The following is a 20941-nucleotide window of genomic DNA, read 5'->3' as shown; positions in this document are numbered from 1 at the left end:
TCAGCCCAGACGGGCAGCATGCCACCGCAGGTGGTCGTCCATGAAGGTGGAGATGAAGTTGTAGGAATGGTCGTAGCCTTCCTGCATGCGCAGGGTGAGCCCGATGCCAGCCTTCTTGCAGGCCTCTTCCAACAGCCACGGCCGCAGGCCTTCGTTGAGGAAGCTGTCCGAAGTGCCCTGGTCGACCAGGAACTCGGGAAAGCGCTTGCCGTCCTCGATCAGCAGCGTCGTGTCATAGGCGCGCCAGGCAGCTTCATCTGAGCCGAGATACTTCTCCAGCGCCGGCTTCGACCAGCTCGCCGTCGAAGGCTGCGCGATCGGCGCGAAAGCCGAGCAGCTCTTGAAGCGCTCGGGGTGCTTCAGGGCGATGGTCAACGCGCCGTGGCCGCCCATCGAGTGGCCGAAGATCGCCTGGCGTGACATGTCGGCCGGGAAGTTCGCCGCAATCAGCGCCGGCAGTTCTTCGGTGACGTAGGAGTACATGCGATAGTTTTTCGCAAAGGGCTCCTGCGTCGCATCGACATAGAAGCCGGCGCCGGAACCGAACTGCCAGTTGTCCTTTTCGTCGGCCACGCCTTCGCCGCGCGGGCTGGTATCGGGGCAGACGATGATCAGGCCGAGTTCGGCGGCCAGGCGGCGGTACTCGCCCTTGTCCATGACATTGGCGTGCGTGCAGGTGAGACCCGAGAGGTACCACAGCACCGGCACCGGACCATCCTTGGCCTGCGGCGGTACGAACACGGCAAAGGTCATGTCGCAAGCGCAGGCCTCGGAGGCGTGCGAATAGACGCCCTGGACACCGCCATGCGACTTCGAGGTGGAAACGGTCTTCATCTGCTTTGCCTTCTCGTCAAACAATTCCGCCCGGCATACCCTCGGCGGACGGGGGCTGCAACGCTCAAAAAGATGCCGGCGGCGCGGCCGAGAGGTCGTGGAACCCTCGAACGCACCGCCGGCCGACGCCTGGCTTGGGGAACATGCGGGCAAGCTGGGAGGCTTAAAAGACCCGCAACAAGGCCCAGGCGCGGTTCCGTTTTTAGTAGACCACGACGCTGCGGATGCTCTCGCCGGCATGCATCAGGTCAAAACCCTTGTTTATGTCTTCGAGCTTCAGCGTATGCGTGATCATCGGGTCGATCTGGATCTTGCCCTCCATGTACCACTCGACGATCTTCGGCACGTCGGTGCGGCCGCGCGTGCCGCCGAAGGCGGTGCCCTTCCAGGTCCGGCCGGTGACCAGCTGGAACGGACGCGTCGCGATCTCCTGGCCGGCACCGGCGACGCCGATGACGATCGATTCGCCCCAGCCGCGATGTGATGCCTCCAGCGCCTGGCGCATCACCTTGACGTTGCCGGTGCAGTCGAAGGTGTAGTCGGCGCCGCCGATCTGGTCGGCACCGCGCTTGGTCATGTTGACGAGGTAGGGAACGATGTCGCCCTCGACCTCCTTCGGATTGACGAAATGCGTCATGCCGAACTTTTCGCCCCAGGCCTTGCGCTCATTGTTGAGGTCGACGCCGATGATCATGTCGGCACCCGCCAGGCGCAGACCCTGCAGCACGTTGAGGCCGATGCCGCCGAGGCCGAAGACGATGGCCGTCGAGCCGATCTCGACCTTGGCGGTGTTGATGACCGCACCGATGCCGGTCGTCACGCCGCAGCCGATGTAGCAGATCTTGTCGAACGGCGCGTCGGGGTTGACCTTGGCCAGCGCGATCTCGGGCAGCACGGTGAAGTTCGAAAAGGTCGAACAGCCCATGTAGTGGAAGATCTTGTCCTTGCCGATCGAGAAGCGCGACGAACCGTCCGGCATTAGGCCTTGGCCCTGGGTCGAGCGGATCGCGGTGCACAGATTGGTTTTCCGCGACAGGCACGACGGGCACGAGCGGCATTCGGGCGTGTAGAGCGGAATGACGTGGTCGCCCTTCTTGAGCGAGGTCACGCCCTTGCCGACATCGACGACGACACCCGCTCCCTCATGGCCGAGGATGGCCGGGAAGATGCCTTCCGGATCGGCACCCGACAGCGTGAATTCGTCGGTGTGGCAGATGCCGGTCGCCTTGATCTCGACCAGCACCTCCCCCTCGCGCGGGCCTTCGAGGTCCACCTCCATGATCTCGAGCGGCTTTCCGGCTCCGACGGCAACTGCGGCGCGGGTTTTCATGGCTTTCTCTCCCAACAGAGGTAGGCGCCGGGCATTTCGTCCGGCGGATTATCGAACTTTAGGCAGCCTTGGCCGGCCCTGCGGGGAACACGCCCGACATGACGCTGAAACCCTTGAGGCGCTTGACGCGGTCGCACCAGCGGCGGATCGCCGGATAGTCCTGTCTGGGGATGCCGCCCTCTTCCGACAGCATGATGTAGGGGAAGCAGGCGATGTCGGCGATGGTCGGCTGGGATGCCGAGCAGATCCAGTTGCGCCCTTCCTGCTCGCCGAACCACAGATGTTCGTCGAGGATGCGGAACAGCCGATGCGCGCCCGCGCGGGCCGCTTCGACGTCGAAGTCGTAGAACAGCGCGTCATGCAGCCGCGCCGCGGACGCGGTGCCGGTGATGCCGTCGGCAAAGGCCAGCCACTGGCTGATCTCGCCGAGCAGCGCGGGATTGTCCCTGGGATACCAGGCACCTGACGCATCGTATTTCGAGGCGAGGTAGACCAGGATCGCCTGGGCATCGCGCAGCACCAGCCCGTCGTCGTCGATGACAGGAAGCTGGCCCAGCGGATTGATCTTGAGGAACCAGTCCGACTTGTGCTCGCGGCCGGGATAGAAGTCGACGGGAACGGTCTTCCATTCGACACCGAGCATGCCCATCAGCAGGCGCAGCTTGTAGCAGTTGCCCGACAGTTCGTAGTCATAGAGCGTGATCATCGGAGAACTCCTAGAGGTCGAGTACAAGCCGCGCCGACTTGGCACGCGACACGCAGGTCATGATCTTGGTGCCGGACTTGCGCTCGGCATCGTTGAGGTAGACGTCCTGGTGGTCGGGCTCGCCCTCGATGACGGTGGCAAGGCAGGTGCCGCAGGCGCCCTGCTCGCAGGACGACGGCATGTCGATGCCGGCGTCGCGCATCACCTCGAGGATCGTCTTGCCGGCAGGCACCGTCAGCGTCATGCAGGAGCGCGCCAGTGCGACCTCGAAGCTGGTGCTGTCGTCGATGACATTGGTGTTCTTGAAGTATTCGAAATGCACCGCCGTCTCCGGCCAACCCATCTCGGCAGCGATATGTCGTGCCGCCTCGAGCATCGGTCCGGGGCCGCAAAGATAGACATGCTTGTCCGGGCCGTAGCCGCTGAGGATCTCGCGCAGCATGGCGCCCGTCTGGTCGGGCGAAAGACCTAGATGCGGCTTCAGCGAGGCGCCGAGCGTGCTCGTCTTCTCGGGGAAGGCCAGCTGTGCCTCGTTCTGCGCGAAATAGTGCAGCTCGTGCGCAAGGCTCTGGTTTTTGAGTGCCTGGGCCATTGCCAGCAGCGGCGTGATACCGATGCCGCCGGCGATAAACAGCGTCTGGACCGCGTCGCGGCGCAGCGGGAAATTGTTGCGCGGTTCGGAGATCGCCAACACGTCACCTTCACGCACCGTCTCGTGCAGACAGGTCGAACCGCCCTTCGAGTCGCGCTCGAGCTTGACGCCGATGACATAACTGTCGCTCTCGCCCGGGCCGTTGGTGATCGAATATTGCCGGATCAGGCCGTTCGGCAGGTGCACGTCGATATGCGCGCCGGGCTGGAAGGTCGGCAGCAGACCCTTGATCGGCCGGAGCTCGAAGCCGGCAATACCGTCGGCGGCCGGCCACTTCCGCGCCACCTGGACTCGGATCGTCGCCTTGCGGCCGTGCTTGGTTTCCTCCGGCATCTCCGCCAGTTCGGGCGAGACGCGTTCGATCACCGGCTCCAGCGGTGCCGGCGCGGGCTTGTGCGCAGCCTCGGCCTCGACCGCCACGCGCAGTGCGGAGAGAAGTTCGTTGTGGTGGCGCAGTACGGCGAGACGGGCGGCACCTTCGACCGTGCCGTCGAGCACGCCGCGGATCACCGAGCGGTTGGAATCGACCGGCTGGACGAAGAACGCGGCGAGCGTCGCAGCACCACCTTCGACCGCGCGCAACGCGACGGTGAAATCGTTCGAAGCCTCGACGGCGACTTTTGCGTCCTTGCCGTCAAGCGCGGCACTCGGCTGGAAGCGATAGCCCTTGAGCCTGGCTGCCACGACATCTGCCGGCGCGTTGACCGGGATGCCGCGCAGGGCGAGCAATTCGCCTTCGGCCAGGCCCGGAATTTCCGGAACCTCGCCTTGCGGATCCTCCGCCGACCAGACCAGGCCGTAGCGTTCCACCGCCGCAAAGGTGCGGTTGGTGATGGTGCGGGCCGGCGCATCGGCCGGATGGGCGGGAATATAGGTGCAGCCGGCGGTGCGGTTCGAATAGCGCCAACCATGGTACTGGCACTTCAGCTCGCGGCCGTCATTGATGCCGATCGACAGGCGCACGCCGCGATGCAGGCAGCGGTTCTCCCAGATATTGACGTAGCCGTCGTCGGCGCGCCAGACGGCGAACTCGCGGCCGAGCAACTGGCCGTGGAAGACGTGGCGCAATGGCAGGTCGTAACCCGCGGCGATGGGATGCCATCTGGTCTTGGCTAGGTCGAGCATATGTTCCTCGCTGATATCTTGTCGGTTGGCGCCTTGAGGGCGCTCAGGTGGCGGCGGGGATGACCCCGTAGGTCACGCCCTTCTGGCTCAGCCACCGGCGGTAGGCGATGGCCGACTTGTCGGCACGGATCGGTGTTTCGGCACGCGGATCGAGCGGCAGCCGCTTCGGGAACTGGTTTTCCAGGATCGGCTTGTCCTGTCCGAAGATCGTCTGCTGGAAACGCTTGATCACCTTGTCTTCATTGTCCTCGTCCAGCACGCACAGCATCATGTGGGCGCGGACATGCTCCTGGTCGACCGGCTGCAGGAACACGGCAATCACGTCGAGACGGCTCTCATCCAGCGGGCTCGATTTGTAGAGCACCGAGCAATAGGGATGCGGCACACGGTAGATGTAGTCGACATCGGCGCCGCCGTCGGAGGCAGTCGATGCCATCGGCTGGAAGAAGCGGCAGCGTGTGGCCAGGATCTCGTCGCGGTCGACCGAGATCTCGACGTCATACTCCTTCACCTCCGTATGCGGTTCGGCGCCGAGGATGTCGGTATGGACATAGGGGAAGTGGCCCATGTCGAGGAAATTCTCGATGGCTCGCGGCGCCGAGACATTGACCCCCAGCGTCGCGGCATTGAGCCTGCGCCGGTCGGCCTCGGCATATTCGGGGATCGGGAAGATATCGGCCGGCGGGTTGCCCAGTGAGGTCCAGACATAACCGTAGGCGATCTTGACCGGCAACGTGCCGCCGAGCGCGGCGATGTCGACGGGATTGTCCGCTGCAAGTTCCGGACGCGAGCGCCACACGGCTGCCTTGCCGGCGCTGTCGGCGGCGAGGCTGAGCCGCTCTTCGAGCAGGACGGTGTCGACGACCACGCCCACCGGCAGTTCCGAAACGGCCGCAAGCGGGTGCCAAAGGTCGAGGATCACCTGATCCGTGCATCTCGTCTGGGTCATATGGGGTTCCTTCCTAAGGGCGCGGGTTCACATCCGCGCCGGTATCGCACCGTAGGTGACAGACTTGTCGCGCAGCCAGCGCCGGTAAAGGACGGCGACAGCATCCGCACGGATCGGAGTTTCAGCGCGCGGGTCGAGCGGCAGGCGCCTCGGCACCTGGTTTTCGAGGATCGGCTTGTCCTGCGCGAAGATCAACTGCATGAAGTTTCGGATTCCAGCCTGGTCGACGCCGTCCTTGAGGTAGCAGAGGAAGGGGTGAGCGACGCAATTGTCCTCGTCCACGGGCTGGACGAACAGGGTGATGACGTCGAGCCGGGCCTTGTGCACCGGGTTGCTCTTGTAGAGCGCCACTGTATAGGGCCGTATCACCTTGTAGACGTAGTCGACGATGAAGCCCTCCTTGGCCGTCGGCGAGGCGACAGGCTGGTAGAACTTGCATTCGGTCGCAACCAGTTCGTCGGCGGCCGTCAGTTCGACCTTGTAGGGTGCAACTTCCGTATGCGGCTCGTCGCCCAGCCAGCCCGTATGGACAAACGGAAAATGCCCCATGTCGAGAAAATTTTCGACCGCCCGAAGGCCCGAAACCTTGACCGCGATCGACCCGCCGGTGACCAGGTAACGGTCGCCCTCCTCCGCCTCCGGCACGAACACGATATCGCGCTCCGGTGTGCCAAGGCAGGCCCAGAGAAAGCCGTAGCGCTTGGTCGAATTGACAAGCGCACCGGTATCGTTGCGGACCACTTCCTTGTTGTAGCGGCCACGGCAATGGATGGTGATGTCGACGCCGAGAAGGCGGGTCTGGAACGGCTCGGCGGCCGACAGGTTCGTGAGGTCGGCGACCACATGCCAATCGTTGAGAAGAACTCTGTCGCTACAAAGGGCAGCTATGCTCATCGCACCCTCCCTGGCTAGCACTTCCCCATGAACCTAGCTCTTTTATGGCATTATTGGAAACACAAGATTGGATATCAATCAATGGAAATTTGCATTGCCATGTGAGAAAGTTGGTTGACAGGCCGAAAGGATTGACTACCGATATGGGAAACGTAACTCGGGATATGCGGCACATCAGGTGCAGCCAACGCCGGTGCGTGACCGCTGAGCAAGCCAAAGTGCGCAGGTGGGGGAGGAAGGTGCCATGAGCAGTCGCTCGCAGGCCATTGCCGACATTCTGACGCGGGCGATCATCGATCACCGGCTGGTGCCCGGCTGCAAGCTCGGCGAACGCGAGCTGGCCGAGATTTTCGACGTCAGCCGCATCGTCGTCCGCCAGTCGCTGATCCGGCTGACCGATGACGGGCTCGCCCAGATCGAGCGCAACCGCGGCGCCTTCGTTGCCCGCCCGAGCATGCAGGAAGCGCTGGAAATCTACGACGCGCTGACGCTGGTCGAGCAGGGCGTCGCCGCCCAGCTCAGCGATCGCCTCGGGCCTGCCGGATGGGCCGAACTGCGCCAGCATGTCGAGCGCCAGCGCCAGGCGGTGGCTTCCGGCAACGACGCGCTCGCCGACGTGCTCGGCCAGGAATTCCACACCGTCTTCGTCCGCCTCAGCCGCAACAGGGTGATGCAGGAGATCCATGCCCAGCTGGTGCGCCGCACGACGCTGCTGCGTTCGCTGATCACCGCCGATTTCGACTATTGCAACCTGCTCGACGACCACGCCCGCGTCATCGACCTGCTCGAAAAGGGCCGGCTCAAGCCGGCGATGGAACTGATCGACGCGCATCACCGCTCCGTCGTGCGCGGCTACATCATGGACCGGCAGGTGTTTCCGGAACTGTCGCCGCGCGAGGCGCTGGAGCCGTATCTCGACGGCAAGGCCGGCGAAGCGCCGAAGCCTGCACCACGAAAAAAGACGGGAGATAACGGTGGAGCGGGGGCGCACGCCCACGTCCACGCCGCTAAATAGACCCGGCACGAAGCCGGGCGCCGACTACCAACAGAGGGTTACCACCATGATCAATCTCACCAGACGAAAATTCCTGCAATATTCCGGCGCTGCCGGCGCAGCTATCGGCACCGGCGGCTGGGCTGGCCTCGCCAGCGCCCAGGAGCCGCTCAAGGTCGGCGTTGTCTACGTCTCGCCGATTGCCGACATCGGCTGGACCAAGCAGCACAGCCTGGGCGTCGACGCCATCAAGGCGGAATTCGGCGACAAGGTCGCGCTCACGGTCATCGACAACATCTTCATGCCGCAGGACGCCGAGCGCGTGTTCCGCGAACTCGCTGCCTCCGGCAACCAGCTGATCTTCGGCACCTCGTTCTCGCACGGCACGCCGATGCAGAAGGTGGCGCCGCGCTTCCCGAAGGTCGCCTTCGAGCATTGCTCGGGCATCGTCCACCTCGCCAATCTCGGCACCTTCGAGGCCAAGTATTACGAAGGCACCTTCGTTGCCGGTGCCGCCGGCGCGCATATGAGCAAGTCGGGCAAGATCGGCTTCATCGGCGGCTTCCCTATCCCCGACATCGTCGGCCCGGCCAATGCGTTGCTGCTCGGCGCCCAGAGCGTCAATCCCGACATCACCTGCAATGCCATCTTCCTCAATTCCTGGTTCGATCCGGGCAAGGAAAAGGAAGCGGCCAACACACTGATCTCGCAAGGCTGCGACGTCATCTGCTCGATGACCGATACCGCAACCGGCGTGCAGGTAGCGGGCGAAGGCGGCGCATGGTCGATCGGCTACGCCAGCGACATGGCCAAGTTCGGCTCGGGCAAGCAACTCACGGCCTTCACGCTCGACTGGTCGAGCGACTATGTCGGCGCCGCCAAGGGTGTGGCTGCCGGCACCTGGAAGCCGGAAGCACGTTGGGACGGCCTTGCCGGTGGTGTGGTCAAGATGGCGCCCTACAACGAAGCCATCCCTGCCGACGTCATCGCCAAGCTCAAGCAGCTCGAGGCCGACACCGGCTCGGGCAAGGTCCATCCCTATGCCGGCGAACTGAAGGACCAGGACGGCAACGTCAAGGTCGCGGCCGGCAGCGTGCTGGCCGATGCCGACATCCGCGGCATGAACTGGTTCGTCAAGGGAATGATCGGCAAGCTCGGCTGATTTCCGCCCCACGCTAGCAAGTCCACCGGAGCGCAGGCTCCGGTGGCTATGGCTGCGCATCGTCCAACCCATATGGCAGGACCGGCTATGCCCCCACGCCTCGAATTGCGCAACATCACCAAAAGCTATCCCGGCATCGTTGCAAATGACGACATCTCGATGTCGATCATGCCGGGCGAAATCCACGCCGTGCTCGGTGAAAACGGCGCCGGCAAATCGACATTGATGAAGATCATCTACGGCGCGGCCCAGGCCGATTCCGGCGAGATCTACTGCGACGGCAAGCCCATCGCCGCACACACGCCCGCCACCTCGCGGGCACTCGGCATCGAGATGGTGTACCAGCACTTCGCGCTGTTCGAATCCGTCACAGTGGTCGAGAACATCGCACTCGCCGTATCCAACACCTTCGACCTCGATGCGCTTGCCCGCCAGATCACCGAGCTGTCGAACCGCTACGGCATGCCGATCGACCCCCACCGGCGGGTGCACGACCTCTCGGTCGGCGAACGCCAGCGCGTCGAAATCGTGCGCTGCCTGCTGCAGGCCCCGAAGCTTCTGATCCTCGACGAGCCGACCTCGGTGCTGACGCCACAGGCGGTGGTCAAGCTGTTCGAGACCCTGCGCCAGCTCGCCAGCGAAGGCTGCTCGATCGTCTATATCAGCCACAAGCTCGACGAGGTGCAGGAGCTTTGCGACACGGCGACCGTGCTGCGCAACGGCAAGGTCACCGGCACCGCGCGGCCCAAGCAAAGCACGTCGCTCGAACTCGCCCGAATGATGGTCGGTGCGGAGCTGCCCGAAATGCATGTCAGCCCGTCGGTGCCGAGCGAAAAGCCGGTGCTCGAGGTGCGCGGACTCACCGCCCCTGCCCGCGACAAATATGGCGTCGAGCTCAAGAACGTCTCCTTCGAGGTGCGCGGCGGCGAGATCGTCGGGCTTGCCGGTGTGTCCGGCAACGGCCAGGCCGAACTGATCTCGCTGCTCAGTGGCGAGCGCACCCACGGCAATGCCCTTTCGATCCAGATCGACGGCAGGGCTGCGGCCCATCTCAACGCCAGCGAACGGCGCAAGCTAGGCATGGCGTTCGTGCCGGAAGAGCGGCTCGGCCGCGGCGCCGTGCCCCCGCATGCGCTGTGGCAAAATGCGGTCCTGACCGCCCATCGCACCGGTCTGGTCCGCAACGGTCTCGTCGACCGCAAGGGAGCAAACAGCTTCGCCGCGAAGATCATCGAGCGCTTCAAGGTCAAGGCCAACGGGCCGCAGGCGAGTGCCCAAAGCCTGTCAGGCGGCAACCTGCAGAAATTCATCGTCGGCCGCGAAATCGCGCTCCAGCCGAAACTGTTCCTGGTCGCCCAGCCGACCTGGGGCGTCGATGTCGGTGCAGCCGCCTTCATCCGCCAGACGCTTGTCGACCTCAGCCGGTCGGGCGCGGCCGTGCTGGTGATCTCGGAGGAACTCGATGAGCTGTTCGAGATTTGCGATCGCCTGCTCGTCATCTGCCAGGGACAGGTTTCACCGCCGCTGATCAGGACAAAAACCAACCGCGAGGAGATCGGCCTGTTGATGACCAAGGTCGACCGCGGCAACGGCACCAACGGGAGAGGCGAAGTTGCGGTACAGGATTGAACAAAGACCGGAACCATCCGCCAGGATGCGGGTGGCGGCGCCGGTCATCGCGACCGTGCTTACGCTTGTCGTCGGCTCGCTATTATTTGCCACGCTCGGCTATGACCCGCTGGTAACGCTGCAGGCCTTCTTCATCGCCCCGCTCAACTCGTTGAACGGACTTTCCGAGTGGCTGCTCAAGGCGTCGCCGCTGATCCTCATCGCCTGCGGTCTAGCCGTCGGCTTTCGCGCCAATGTCTGGAACATCGGCGCAGAGGGGCAACTGATCGTCGGGGCGATCGCCGCTTGCGGCGTCGGCCTGTTCTATCCCAACCCCGAGAGTCCCATCCTGCTGCCGTTGATGTTCCTGGCTGGCGCCTGTGGCGGCATGGCCTGGGCCGCCATCCCTGCCTTCCTCAGGGCGCGGATGAACACCAACGAGATCCTGGTCACGCTGATGCTGACCTATATCGCCACGCTTCTGCTGTCGTGGCTGGTGCATGGGCCGTGGCGCGATCCGGCAGGCTTCAACTATCCGCAGACGGCGCTTCTGTCGGCTGCCGCGATGTTCGAGCCCTTCGACTATGCCTACCGGCTCAACGCCTCGGTCTTCATCACCGTGGTCGCTGTGTTCCTGATGTGGCTATTCACTGACCGCAGCTTCCTCGGCTACAAGATGTCGGTCAGCGGCGCGGCCCCCCTGGCGGCACGTTATGCCGGCTTCCGCGAATCCTCGGCCGTCTGGATCGGCCTGCTTGCCGGCGGTGCTGCCGCTGGCGTCGCGGGCATGGCGGAGGTTGCCGGGCCGCTGGGACAGTTGTCGCCGCAGATCTCGCCCGGCTACGGCTTCGCCGCGATCATCGTCGCCTTCATCGGCCGGCTCAATGCCTTCGGCATCGTGCTCGGCGGGCTATTGATGTCGCTGCTGTTCCTCGGCGGCGAGGCAGTGCAGATGAACCTTGGCCTGTCCGCAGCATTGACGCGAATATTCCAGGGCATATTGCTGTTCTTCCTGCTCGCCGCCGACTTCTTCATCTTCTATCGACTTCGCCGCATTCCGGAGCACGCCTGATGGACCTGTTCATTGCCATCTTCACCGGTACCATCATTGCCGCCACGCCACTGATCTTCGCCGCCCTCGGCGAACTCGTCGTCGAAAAGTCCGGCGTGCTCAACCTCGGCATCGAAGGCATGATGCTGATCGGAGCCGCCTTCGCCTTCTGGGCGGTCATTGCCGGATTGCCCATGCCCGTGGCGATCATCGCCGGCGCGCTCGGCGGGGCCGCCGCCTCGCTTCTGTTCGGCGTACTGGCGCTGACTTTCCTCACCAACCAGTATGCGGCGGGGCTGGCCCTTGCCATCTTCGGCTCCGGCGTCTCCGCCTTCCTCGGACGCAACTTCGGTTCGGCCCCGATCGATGCGCTCGACCGCATGAGCATCCCGTTCCTGTCGGACATTCCCGTCGTCGGGCCGATGTTCTTCCGCTTCGACCCGATGGTCTATTTCGCCATTGTCATGTTCTTCGTCATCAGCTGGTTCCTCTACCGCACCAAGGGTGGCCTGATCCTGCGCACCATCGGCGAGTCGCCCGAGACCGCGCACGCCATCGGCTATCCGGTGATCAGGATCCGCTATCTCGCCGTGCTGTTCGGCGGGCTGATGGCGGGGCTTGCCGGGGCCTATCTGTCGGTCGCCTATACCCCGCTCTGGGTCGAGAACATGACCGCCGGCAAGGGCTGGATCTCGCTGGCGTTGGTGGTCTTCGCCACATGGCGGCCGTTGCGCGTGCTGCTCGGCGCCTGGCTGTTCGGCGGCATGACTATCTTGCAGCTCCAGGGCCAGGCGCTGGGCATTGCCGTTCCCTCCGAACTGCTCTCGGCCCTGCCCTATCTCGCGACGATCGTCGTGCTCGTGATCATCTCGCAGAACCGGCAGATGCTCGCATTGCACTTCCCGGCATCGCTGGCGAAGCCGTTCCGTCCGGCGACGTGAGCCGGCAAGTAGAGAAGCAAGACATGATCACTGCCGAAAACCCGTTCCCCAACGACCCGGACCGCGCCGCGATCTGGGAGATGCTGGTGCGCCGCGACATCACCGCCTTTGTCGGCCAGGACTGGGCGATGGTGTCGGGCGATTTCGACGAACACCGTTTCCTCGGCGTCCATGCCGACAACTCGGCCAATCCCGACGACTGGCATGCAGCCTTCCCGACGCTATCGGTCTATCGCGACGAGTGGCTGCGCCAGGCGGCGGAGACGGCTGCCACCGTCTATGCCGAACCGCTGGCCGACGGCATCTTCCGCGCCACGCGCCTGGCCGAAATCGACATCACGGGCGACGTCGCCGTGGCCCGCAAGAAGTTCGACGGCACCATCCGCCGCGCCGATGGCAGCGACGACCGCCTGAACTGGCAGACGCTCTATTTCTGCCGCAAGGCCGGCGATCGCTGGAAGATCACCGGTTTCGTCGGCTATATGAAATACAGGTGAGCCACTTCGAGCGCTGCTGATCGCCCGGTCTGCTCCCAATAAGGCGCCCCTTCAGGCGCCTTTTCTTTTCCTTGCCCAGCGGCCTGCAAGATAGAAAAGTCGATCTTGCACACGTTTGCACTTGACTGCAAGATACCTTGCATACTAAGAGTCTGATGCAATATGGATGCAAGATGATGACTCTGCTGGATCGCATCAAAAGCCATTCGACCCGCCTCACCGAGGCCGACCAGCGGCTCGTCTCAGCCCTGCTCGACAACGCCGCCGAAGCTGCCTTCCTGTCGAGCGCCCGGCTTGCCGAACGCGCCAGTGTGCATGAGGCGGCGACCACCCGCCTCGCCCAGAAGCTCGGCTTCAAGGGCTATCCCGAACTGCGCTCGCAATTGCAGCGCGAACTGGTCGAGAGCCAGGATGCCGCCGAGCGCATGCGCCGCTCCGTCGCCAAGGTCGAGCATGGCGACTTCCTGCTCGACCTGATCGGCACCGAGATAGCGGCACTTGAGCATCTCCGCCTCGCCGTCACCCAGGACAGCATCAACCGCGCCGCCGACATGATCGTCGAGGCCAAGCGCATCTTTCTGTTCGGCCAGGGCCACGCCCAGTCGATCACCCAGTTCCTGCGCCGCAGGCTCGACCGCTTCGGCATGACCCCGATCGTGCTCGAGGGCCGCGGCCGCGACATCGCCGAGCGTGTCGTCGGCATGCGCGAGGGTGACCTCGTGCTCGCGCTCGCCTTCCGCAAGCAGCCGACCAGCTACGCTCCACTTGTCGAGCACTGTCATGCGCAAGGCGCCAAGGCCATGCTGGTCACCGACCTTGCCGGCACCATGATGCAGCCGGAAGCTGACCTTGTGCTGGCAGCACCTCGTGGCCGTTCCGGCAGCGAGTTCCAGACGCCGACGGTGCCATTCGCCATCGTCAACGCCATCCTTCTGACCATTGCCGGCCGCCACCAGCCCCGCGTCATGGGCGCGCTGGAACGGCTGTCGGATCTGTTCGACGAATTCGATTGAGAAACCTGGGAGGGAAACATGCTCAAGTCGATGAAATGGGCGCTGTTTGCAGCAGCCGCCATACTGCCACTGGCAGCGAGCGCTGCCGAGCTCGACACCATGAGCACGGCCGAGCTGCTGCCGCTCGCGCAGAAGGAAGGCAAGGTCACCGTCTTCTCGCTGTCGAGCCGGATCGCCAAGGTCGAGAAGGCATTTGAGGAAGCCTATCCCGGCATCGACCTCGTCGGCGTCGACATGAGTTCGGTCAAGCAGATCGCCCGTGTCGTCGCCGAGCAAACCGCCGGCGTCAACGCCGTCGACGTGCTCTACATCGCCGACACGCCTGTCGTGTACGAGGATCTGGTGAAAACCAATCGCATCGTGCCCTACATCCCGCCGCGCGTGGCTGGAGAGCTCGCCGACGAGCACAAAACCCCGCTGCTGACCCAGCGCCTGTCGACCAAGGTGCTGATGTACAACGAGGCGGCCAACCCGAATGGCGCGCCGGTCAACAATGTCTGGCAACTGACCACGCCGGAATGGAAGGGCCGCGTCCTGATGGTCGACCCGATGCAGCGCGGCGAATTGCTTGACCTTCTCGTCGAGTTCTCGCTGCGGCCCGACGACATGGCCAAGGCCTACGAGGCACAGTTCGGCAAGCCGATCGCCGTCGACAGCGACCTCCAGGGTGCCGGCGAGCAGTTCATCCGCGACCTATTCGCCAACGACCTCGTGCTGGTGCCCAACAGCGACGCCATCAACAAGGCCATCGGCGACAAGACGACGGCCAACCCGCCGGTCGGCTTCGCCACCTATTCCGATCGCCGCGACAACGAAAAGGAAGGCTGGGCGTTGCAGGTAGCCAACGACGTCGCGCCCTCCAATGGCATTCTGTTCCCAGCAGTCCTTGCACTGGTCGACAAGGCGCCAAGCCCGGCTGCGGCACGGTTGCTGATCGACTTCATGATGGGCGACGACTCGGCCACTGGCGGACCGGCCTTCGAGCCCTTCAACGTGCCGGGCGACTATGCCGTACGACCGTCGGTGAAAGACAGCCCGGATTCAGTGCCGCTCAAGGACCTCAAGGCCTGGCGCATCGATCCCGTGAAGACTGCCGCCGCCCGCAAGCGCATCGCCGACCTGGTGCTGACGCTGCAATGACTGCGGCCGGACCGGCGCCTTGGGGGAGGCGCCGGTCCGTTCCCTTTGCCTTGCTGCCCGCGTCGCCACGGTCCGGTTGCCCCGCGCCTCAATTCCGCGAGAAAGAATGTCATGTCCGCCGTTGCAACATCCGTGTTGTCCCGGAGAGGCTTTTTGCGCTCCGAAACGCTCGTACCCGCCGTCCTGATCCTGGTCGTCGGCGTCCTGGTCATCGCGCCGCTGGTCAAGATCGTCCTGTCGACGCTGACCGTTGAAGGCCTCGATGCCTGGCAGGCCGTGCTTGCCAGCAAGATGTCCGAGAACCTGTGGTGGCGTCCGCTCTGGAACACCGTGCTGCTCGGCATCGGCGTCGCCGCAGGATGCGTCCTGATGGGCGGCTTCCTTGCCTGGCTGGTTGTGCTGACCGACGTTCCCGCACCGAAGACGCTCGGCCTGCTCGCCACCCTGCCCTTCATGATCCCGAGCTTTGCCGCAGCCCTTGCCTGGGGCGCGCTGTTTCGCAACAGCCGGCTTGGCGGTTCGGTCGGCTTCTTCGAGGCCAACGGCTACATCGTGCCCGACTGGCTCGCTTGGGGCCTGCTGCCGACCCTCATCGTGCTGATCGCGCATTATTATTCGCTGGCCTTCACCGTCATTTCGGCAGCGCTCAGCTCCGTCGGCGCCGATCTCGTCGAAGCGGCACAAGTCGCCGGCGCCAAGCGTTCACGCATCTTCTTCGGCATCATCCTACCGGTCGTCACCCCCGCGCTCGTCGCCGCAGCCTCGCTCACCTTCGCCGGCGCGGTCTCCAACTTCGCCGCCCCGGCCCTGCTCGGTCTGCCGGTCAGGATGCAAACTCTGTCGACGCGCCTGTTCGGCATGATCGAGACCGGCCAGACCGAACGCGGCTTCGTCATCGCACTGCTGCTGATCATCGTGTCGGCGTCCTTCCTGTGGCTCGGCGAGCGCCTGGTCGCCGGCCGCAAGAGCTATGTCACCGTCACCGGCAAGGGCGGGCGCACCAAGCGCTTCCCGCTCGGCAAATGGCGCTGGCCGCTGTTCTGCGTCGCCGTGCTGATGTGCGCACTGACCACCTTCCTGCCGGCAGTCATCCTCACCGCCTCGAGTTTCGCGCTGCAGAACGGCTCGCTCTTCTCCAACTGGACGACGCATTTCTGGATCGGCGAAGGCGGCACCGACATGGCACAGGGCCAGGCCGGCATCTTCCGCAACCCCGTACTGATCGAGGCTTTGTGGATGACGCTGAAGCTTGCCGTTACCGTGGCATTCACCACCATGGCGCTTGGCCTGGCGCTGGCCCACACCATCGCCCGCAACAAGGGTTCGGTGCTCGCCACCGTCCTCGGCCAGGTGTCGTTCACCCCGATCCTGATCCCGAGCATCGCCTTTGCCGCCGCCTACATCGCACTGTTCGGCGCACCCATCGGCCCGCTGCCTTCCCTCTACGGCACCTTCCTGCTTCTGGTGCTGGCAGCTTCGGCGCATCTGCTGCCCTACGCCGTGCAGTCGGGCCGCTCGGTGCTTGGCCAGATCTCGGCCGACATCGAAGAGAGTGCCCGGCTGACCGGCGCCGGCTTCTTCCGCCGCATGGGCGCCATCATCATGCCACTCGCCATCCGCGGCCTGCTAGCGGGTGCGCTGCTTGTGTTCGTCAAGATCGTCCGCGACCTGTCGCTGGTGGTGCTGCTGTTCACCTCGACCTCGCCGGTCCTCAGCATGCTCGCCTACCGCTACGCCGCCGAAGGCTTCATGCAGTTCGCCAACGCCATCACCATGGTCATCCTCGTCCTCTGCGTCGTCGCCACGCTTCTGGCGCACCGCCTGCAGAACCGCGTCCAGAAGTGGAAATCCGCATGACCTCGCAACACGGCACATCCGTCCCGGCGATCGCGATCCGCAACGTCACCAAGCGTTTCGGCAACTTCACCGCCGTCGACAATGTCGACATCTCGGTGCCGCAAGGGTCGTTCCTGGTGCTGGTCGGCCCGTCCGGCTGCGGCAAGTCGACCTTGCTGCGCATGCTGGCCGGGCTGGAAACGCCGAGCGAAGGCGAATTCGGCTTCATGGGCCGCACCGTTTCCGACGGCACGCGCGGCCTCGTCGCCGATGCGGGCGCCCGCGATGCCGGCCTGGTGTTCCAGAGCTACGCGTTGTGGCCGCACATGACGGTCGCCGGCAACATCGAATGGCCGCTCAAGGTGGCGAAATGGAGCAAGGTCGACCGCACCGCCCGCGTCGACGAAGTGCTCGGCCTTCTCGGAATCTCGGCGCTGAAGGAGCGCTACCCCGCCGAGATCTCCGGCGGCCAGCAGCAGCGCGTGGCGATCGCCCGCACCATCGGCCCCAAGCCGAGCATCCTGTTGTTCGACGAGCCGCTGTCCAATCTCGACGCCAAGCTGCGCATCGAGATGCGCAGCGAACTGATGCGCATCCACCGGGCCACCGGGGCAACCTCTGTCTATGTCACCCACGACCAGGTCGAGGCGATGACCATGGCGAGCCATGTCGCCGTGCTGAACAACGGCCGCGTCGAGCAGTTCGGCGCGCCGCTCGACCTGCTGGAAAACCCGCGCACCACTTTCGTCGCCACCTTCCTCGGTACGCCGCCGGCCAACCTGATCGAGGTGACGCGAAGCGGCGACGGCCTCGTCTACGACGGCCTGCGGCTGGCCGATGCCAGGCGGGCCGAAGCGCAGGACGGCGTGCAGCTTCTCTATCCCGCCCACGGCCTGATGGTCGGCGACGTGCCGGGACGGCCGGCGATCACGGCGCGCTTCGAGGAGGCGGCGCCGATCGCCGGGCGCACCATGGTGACGGCATTCTCCGGCGGCAAGCGGCTGACCGCAATGGCCGACGGCTACTTCCGCGCCGCGAGCGGCGACACGATACGCCTCAGCTTCCTGGGGGAGCCGAGTGCGGTTTTTGCAATGACTGGTGAAAGGATCGACTGATGAGATTGATAATGGTGCGCCATGGCGAGACCACCTGGAATGCCGAACACAGGCTCCAGGGCCACGACAACGCGCCGCTGTCTCCACGGGGCATCAGGCAGGTCCAGCGTTTCATCGATTTCGCAAAGGCCATGGAGCCCGACCATGTCGTCGTCTCCGATCTTGGCCGCACGCGCCAGACGGCCAGCCTGCTCGGCTATGGCGATGCCCCGCTCGACCCGCGCCTGCGCGAGATCGACATGGGCACCTGGACCGGCCGCGTCAAGCACGAGCTCGAAGCGGAGCGTCCGCACGAATATCTGGCCTGGCGCGCCGGCACCTTCACGCCCGAGCGCGGCGAGCCTTGGGCCGATTTCTGTGCCCGCATCGTCGACGGGTTGAGGGACTGCCTGAGGAAATGCAACGGCGACACGCTTGCCATCGTCCATGGCGGCGTCATCCGTGCGGCCTGCCATGCCTTCCTGGGGCTTCCGCCCTCGCGTGTGGTTCCGGTGACGCCGGGTACCGCGACGATCCTGAGCTTCGATGCCGCCGACGCGCCGACCGCGCGGCTCGAGGCCTACAACATCGCAGCCGTCACGCCCGATTTCGATGCGCCGGATTGAGGTGTCTTGCTAGACGCCGACGGCTGCATTGCGGCTGAGCGCGTACCGATCGGAAATCAGGGAAGCTCGCGGCGAAAGGAAAATGTCGCGGCTTCCGAGGGTCCCCCAAGAAGCCGCAGTTTCCCCCCTCACAGAGGCACTAATAGCTAGATTATTTAAAACGCTGGCCTGCAATACAGAGCTTGCTCAAAATGCTGTGCCGCCAATTGCAATGTTTCGTCCGACATACGTTATGAGTTGTTAGACGTTTGGTGCACCGAAGCTACCAACACCATTCCAAATTTTGCAGCATCCCCCGTTTGGAGTATGCCGCCCAAAAAATAGGCATTATTTGCAGCTCCGCCGCTGCAGCGACGAGCCGCCGTGATACCAGCACAGGCAACCGACCTGGCTGCTACTTCGAGGATTCCTCGATATAGGCGATCACATTGGCGATGTCGGCATCGTCCTTGAGACCGGGAAAGGCCATCTTGTTGCCGGGCACCTTTTCCTTCGGCGCCTTCATGTAGGCGGCGATGTTGGTCTCGTCCCAGACGAGACCGCCGGCGCCGGCCTGCTTCATGGCATCGGAGTATTTGGCTTCGAAACTGGCGAGCGTGCCTGCAGTACGGCCAACCACGCCGTGCAGGGAGGGGCCTATCTTGTTCTTGTCGACCGCCAGGTCATGGCAGGCCATGCATTTGCTGAACACCTTCTTGCCGGCGGCTGCATCGCCTGCCGCATGGACCGGATTGTTGACTAGAACCGAAGCTGCAAGAAGGGCGGATGCGCCCCATGCCGTCAGTCTCATGGCTATCTCCTAAGTCAGGTCGGCGCTCCACGTCGACGCGAGCGATACTATCCCCGGCTGTGGTAACGCGCCATGCTCCATTGCGTTGCAGCTTCTGGAGCCAGCAGGACCGCGAAATCGGAGGCGTGGTGCGGCAGGGGCGACAAGGGTCGCGATGATTGCTATCATCGTCCACGGTGCAGGTCGCGGTTCGCGTGACCAGTCACGCTGGACGACAGCACCGCAAGCCGCGACCTAACCGGGCCCGATCTCGGAGGAATGGTTAATGGCAAGTTTCCATGTCTACGCAGCAGGAACCGGCAGCAACGTCGAACACCCCGCCATACGCCGGATAGGGGTTTCGGATGTATTCGATGCGCTTCGCCGCGGATTTGAAGACTTTTGGGACAAACCTTCACACTACGTCTTTTTATGCCTGATCTATCCGGTGGTCGGCGTGTTCCTCATTACATGGACCTCCGGCGGAAACGCACTTCAGCTCATTTACCCGCTGATGACGGGCTTCGCCCTGCTCGGCCCGTTCGCCGCGATCGGCCTCTATGAGATCAGCCGCCGGCGCGAACAGAATCTGGATACCTCCTGGTGGCATGCACTCGACGTCAGGAATTCGCCCGCCATGCCGGCGATTGCCGTGCTCGGCATCATGCTGATGGCGTTGTTCATCGCCTGGTTGTTCACCGCGCAGGCCTTGTTTTCATGGCTGTACGGCGACAGTGCTCCAGCGACCTTCTCCGGTTTCGCCAGCGACGTGCTGACCACCCAGCGCGGCTGGACGCTGATCATCCTCGGCAACGTCATCGGCTTCGCCTTCGCCCTCGTCGCATTGAGCACGACGGTCATCGCCTTCCCGGTGCTGCTCGATCGTGACATCGGTGCTTATGCCGCCGTCGAGACCTCGGCGCGCGCGATCATGGCCAACCCGATACCGATGCTGCTCTGGGGCCTGATCGTCGCTGTCGGCCTGGTCATCGGCACGCTGCCGCTGCTCGTCGGACTGGCAGTGGTTCTGCCCGTGCTCGGCCATTCGACCTGGCATCTCTACCGCAAGGTGATTGAAGCCGCGCCGGTACCGGCGCCGGTCAACACCGCAGGCAAGCGGGCCTGACCAACTCATCGCCGGTGGCGCCCAGCCGCCGGCGCATTTTCTCTCTCGAAAAAACTTCGCCCGCCCTGATGAGGGGCGGGCGTTGAAGTATCCGGCCCCTGTCAGGCAGGGTGGCTGAAACGGGCGACTTGCGCGCCCTGCAGCAGGTTGCGGAAATCGCCGCCACTGACATGCACCAGCGTCTTATGGTCGCCGCCTTCGAAATAGACGTCGCCCTCCGCGCCGAAGCTTTCGTCGAGAATGACGGGCACGTCATAGGCAGCACCGACCGGGGGCACGGCGCCGATATCGCAGTCGCTGAACAGTTGCCCGACCTCGTCTTCCGAGGCGAGCCCGAGCCGCTTGCCGAGCACGTCCTGAAGGGTATTGAGTTCGACCCGGTGGCTGCTCGGAACCACGGCCAGCGCGTAGCCCATTTCGTGGTGGAGCAACACCGGCTTGGCAAGCCGCCTGCCCGGAATGTGCGCCGCCTGCGCCGTCTGGCTGCTGGTCGAGGTCCGGTGATGGGCAACGGTATCGAAGGGGATACCCTTGCCGGCCATGTAGTCTTGCAATTTCCTTGCGATCGTCATCTTGGGCGTCCTTCTGTTGGGG

The 20941-nt window shown here is 64.2% G+C and carries 20 protein-coding genes; 12 read left to right on the top strand and 8 right to left on the bottom strand.

Translation table 11 applies throughout. The annotated features are described in order from the left end of the window. The 6 genes from fghA to CO731_RS08090 all read right to left on the bottom strand — a co-directional run bounded on the left by fghA (position 1) and on the right by CO731_RS08090 (position 6490). The gene (gene fghA / locus CO731_RS08115) at positions 1 to 834 is read right to left on the bottom strand and encodes an S-formylglutathione hydrolase (protein ID WP_108606744.1); all 834 of its coding nucleotides are present in this window, start codon (positions 832 to 834) and stop codon (positions 1 to 3) included. Between the two features lie 202 nt (positions 835 to 1036). Continuing rightward, positions 1037 to 2164: an S-(hydroxymethyl)glutathione dehydrogenase/class III alcohol dehydrogenase gene (locus tag CO731_RS08110; RefSeq protein WP_108606743.1), complete on the bottom strand. Its 1128-nt coding sequence runs from the start codon at positions 2162 to 2164 to the stop codon at positions 1037 to 1039. 58 nt (positions 2165 to 2222) lie between these two features. Next, positions 2223 to 2870, bottom strand: a complete 648-nt coding sequence (locus CO731_RS08105; RefSeq protein ID WP_108606742.1) for a glutathione S-transferase — start codon at positions 2868 to 2870, stop codon at positions 2223 to 2225. 10 nt (positions 2871 to 2880) lie between these two features. After that, the gene (locus CO731_RS08100) at positions 2881 to 4647 is read right to left on the bottom strand and encodes a 2Fe-2S iron-sulfur cluster-binding protein (RefSeq protein ID WP_108606741.1); all 1767 of its coding nucleotides are present in this window, start codon (positions 4645 to 4647) and stop codon (positions 2881 to 2883) included. Positions 4648 to 4690: 43 nt separating this feature from the next. Further along, positions 4691 to 5596, bottom strand: coding sequence for an aromatic ring-hydroxylating dioxygenase subunit alpha (locus tag CO731_RS08095; RefSeq protein ID WP_108606740.1), 906 nt, complete (start codon positions 5594 to 5596; stop codon positions 4691 to 4693). Between the two features lie 27 nt (positions 5597 to 5623). Beyond that, a complete protein-coding gene (locus tag CO731_RS08090) occupies positions 5624 to 6490 on the bottom strand; it encodes an aromatic ring-hydroxylating dioxygenase subunit alpha (RefSeq protein WP_108606739.1) in 867 nt (288 codons plus the stop codon). Positions 6491 to 6734: 244 nt separating this feature from the next. Between CO731_RS08090 and CO731_RS08085 the strand changes: the two genes are divergently transcribed. The 11 genes from CO731_RS08085 to CO731_RS08035 all read left to right on the top strand — a co-directional run bounded on the left by CO731_RS08085 (position 6735) and on the right by CO731_RS08035 (position 18452). Then, positions 6735 to 7505 carry a GntR family transcriptional regulator gene (locus CO731_RS08085; protein ID WP_108606738.1) on the top strand — a complete coding sequence of 257 codons (771 nt, stop codon included), beginning with the start codon at positions 6735 to 6737 and terminating at the stop codon, positions 7503 to 7505. A gap of 46 nt (positions 7506 to 7551) precedes the next feature. After that, positions 7552 to 8646, top strand: coding sequence for a BMP family ABC transporter substrate-binding protein (locus CO731_RS08080; RefSeq protein ID WP_108606737.1), 1095 nt, complete (start codon positions 7552 to 7554; stop codon positions 8644 to 8646). 87 nt (positions 8647 to 8733) lie between these two features. Continuing rightward, positions 8734 to 10275, top strand: a complete 1542-nt coding sequence (locus tag CO731_RS08075; protein WP_108606736.1) for an ABC transporter ATP-binding protein — start codon at positions 8734 to 8736, stop codon at positions 10273 to 10275. Next, positions 10259 to 11326 (top strand): ABC transporter permease, encoded by a 1068-nt coding sequence (locus CO731_RS08070; protein WP_108606735.1) that lies wholly within the window; start codon positions 10259 to 10261, stop codon positions 11324 to 11326. The genes CO731_RS08075 and CO731_RS08070 overlap by 17 nt, the downstream gene beginning before the upstream one ends. Next, a complete protein-coding gene (locus tag CO731_RS08065) occupies positions 11326 to 12246 on the top strand; it encodes an ABC transporter permease (protein WP_108606734.1) in 921 nt (306 codons plus the stop codon). The genes CO731_RS08070 and CO731_RS08065 overlap by 1 nt, the downstream gene beginning before the upstream one ends. 23 nt (positions 12247 to 12269) lie before the next feature. Then, positions 12270 to 12743: a hypothetical protein gene (locus tag CO731_RS08060; RefSeq protein ID WP_108606733.1), complete on the top strand. Its 474-nt coding sequence runs from the start codon at positions 12270 to 12272 to the stop codon at positions 12741 to 12743. Positions 12744 to 12916: 173 nt separating this feature from the next. Beyond that, positions 12917 to 13756 (top strand): MurR/RpiR family transcriptional regulator, encoded by an 840-nt coding sequence (locus tag CO731_RS08055; protein WP_245439673.1) that lies wholly within the window; start codon positions 12917 to 12919, stop codon positions 13754 to 13756. Between the two features lie 18 nt (positions 13757 to 13774). Next, positions 13775 to 14896, top strand: a complete 1122-nt coding sequence (locus tag CO731_RS08050) for an ABC transporter substrate-binding protein (RefSeq protein ID WP_108606731.1) — start codon at positions 13775 to 13777, stop codon at positions 14894 to 14896. Positions 14897 to 15007: 111 nt separating this feature from the next. Continuing rightward, positions 15008 to 16753, top strand: coding sequence for an iron ABC transporter permease (locus tag CO731_RS08045; protein WP_245439672.1), 1746 nt, complete (start codon positions 15008 to 15010; stop codon positions 16751 to 16753). Continuing rightward, positions 16750 to 17847: an ABC transporter ATP-binding protein gene (locus tag CO731_RS08040; protein WP_108606730.1), complete on the top strand. Its 1098-nt coding sequence runs from the start codon at positions 16750 to 16752 to the stop codon at positions 17845 to 17847. The genes CO731_RS08045 and CO731_RS08040 overlap by 4 nt, the downstream gene beginning before the upstream one ends. Beyond that, on the top strand, positions 17847 to 18452 hold the full coding sequence (locus tag CO731_RS08035) for a histidine phosphatase family protein (RefSeq protein ID WP_108606729.1): 606 nt from the start codon (positions 17847 to 17849) through the stop codon (positions 18450 to 18452). Before CO731_RS08040 ends, CO731_RS08035 begins: the two co-directional genes overlap by 1 nt. A gap of 394 nt (positions 18453 to 18846) precedes the next feature. On the opposite strand, the gene CO731_RS08030 is transcribed toward CO731_RS08035, so the two are convergent. Next, entirely contained in the window at positions 18847 to 19242 is a 396-nt protein-coding gene (locus CO731_RS08030; protein WP_108606728.1) for a cytochrome c family protein, read from the bottom strand. Between the two features lie 265 nt (positions 19243 to 19507). Here CO731_RS08030 and CO731_RS08025 point away from each other — a divergent pair, with 265 nt between their 5' ends. Next, complete coding sequence (locus CO731_RS08025) at positions 19508 to 20347, top strand: DUF2189 domain-containing protein (protein WP_108606727.1); 840 nt, start codon at positions 19508 to 19510, stop codon at positions 20345 to 20347. 101 nt (positions 20348 to 20448) lie between these two features. Here the strand turns inward: CO731_RS08025 and CO731_RS08020 are convergent, their stop codons facing one another. Continuing rightward, the gene (locus CO731_RS08020) at positions 20449 to 20919 is read right to left on the bottom strand and encodes an aminoacyl-tRNA deacylase (protein WP_108606726.1); all 471 of its coding nucleotides are present in this window, start codon (positions 20917 to 20919) and stop codon (positions 20449 to 20451) included. Positions 20920 to 20941 lie beyond the last annotated feature (22 nt).

The organism is Aminobacter sp. MSH1, assembly GCF_003071665.1.
Taxonomy (GTDB): Bacteria; Pseudomonadota; Alphaproteobacteria; order Rhizobiales; family Rhizobiaceae; genus Aminobacter; species Aminobacter niigataensis.
Note: the sequence above shows the minus strand (reverse complement) of the source record. Positions and strands in the feature narration are given on the sequence as shown.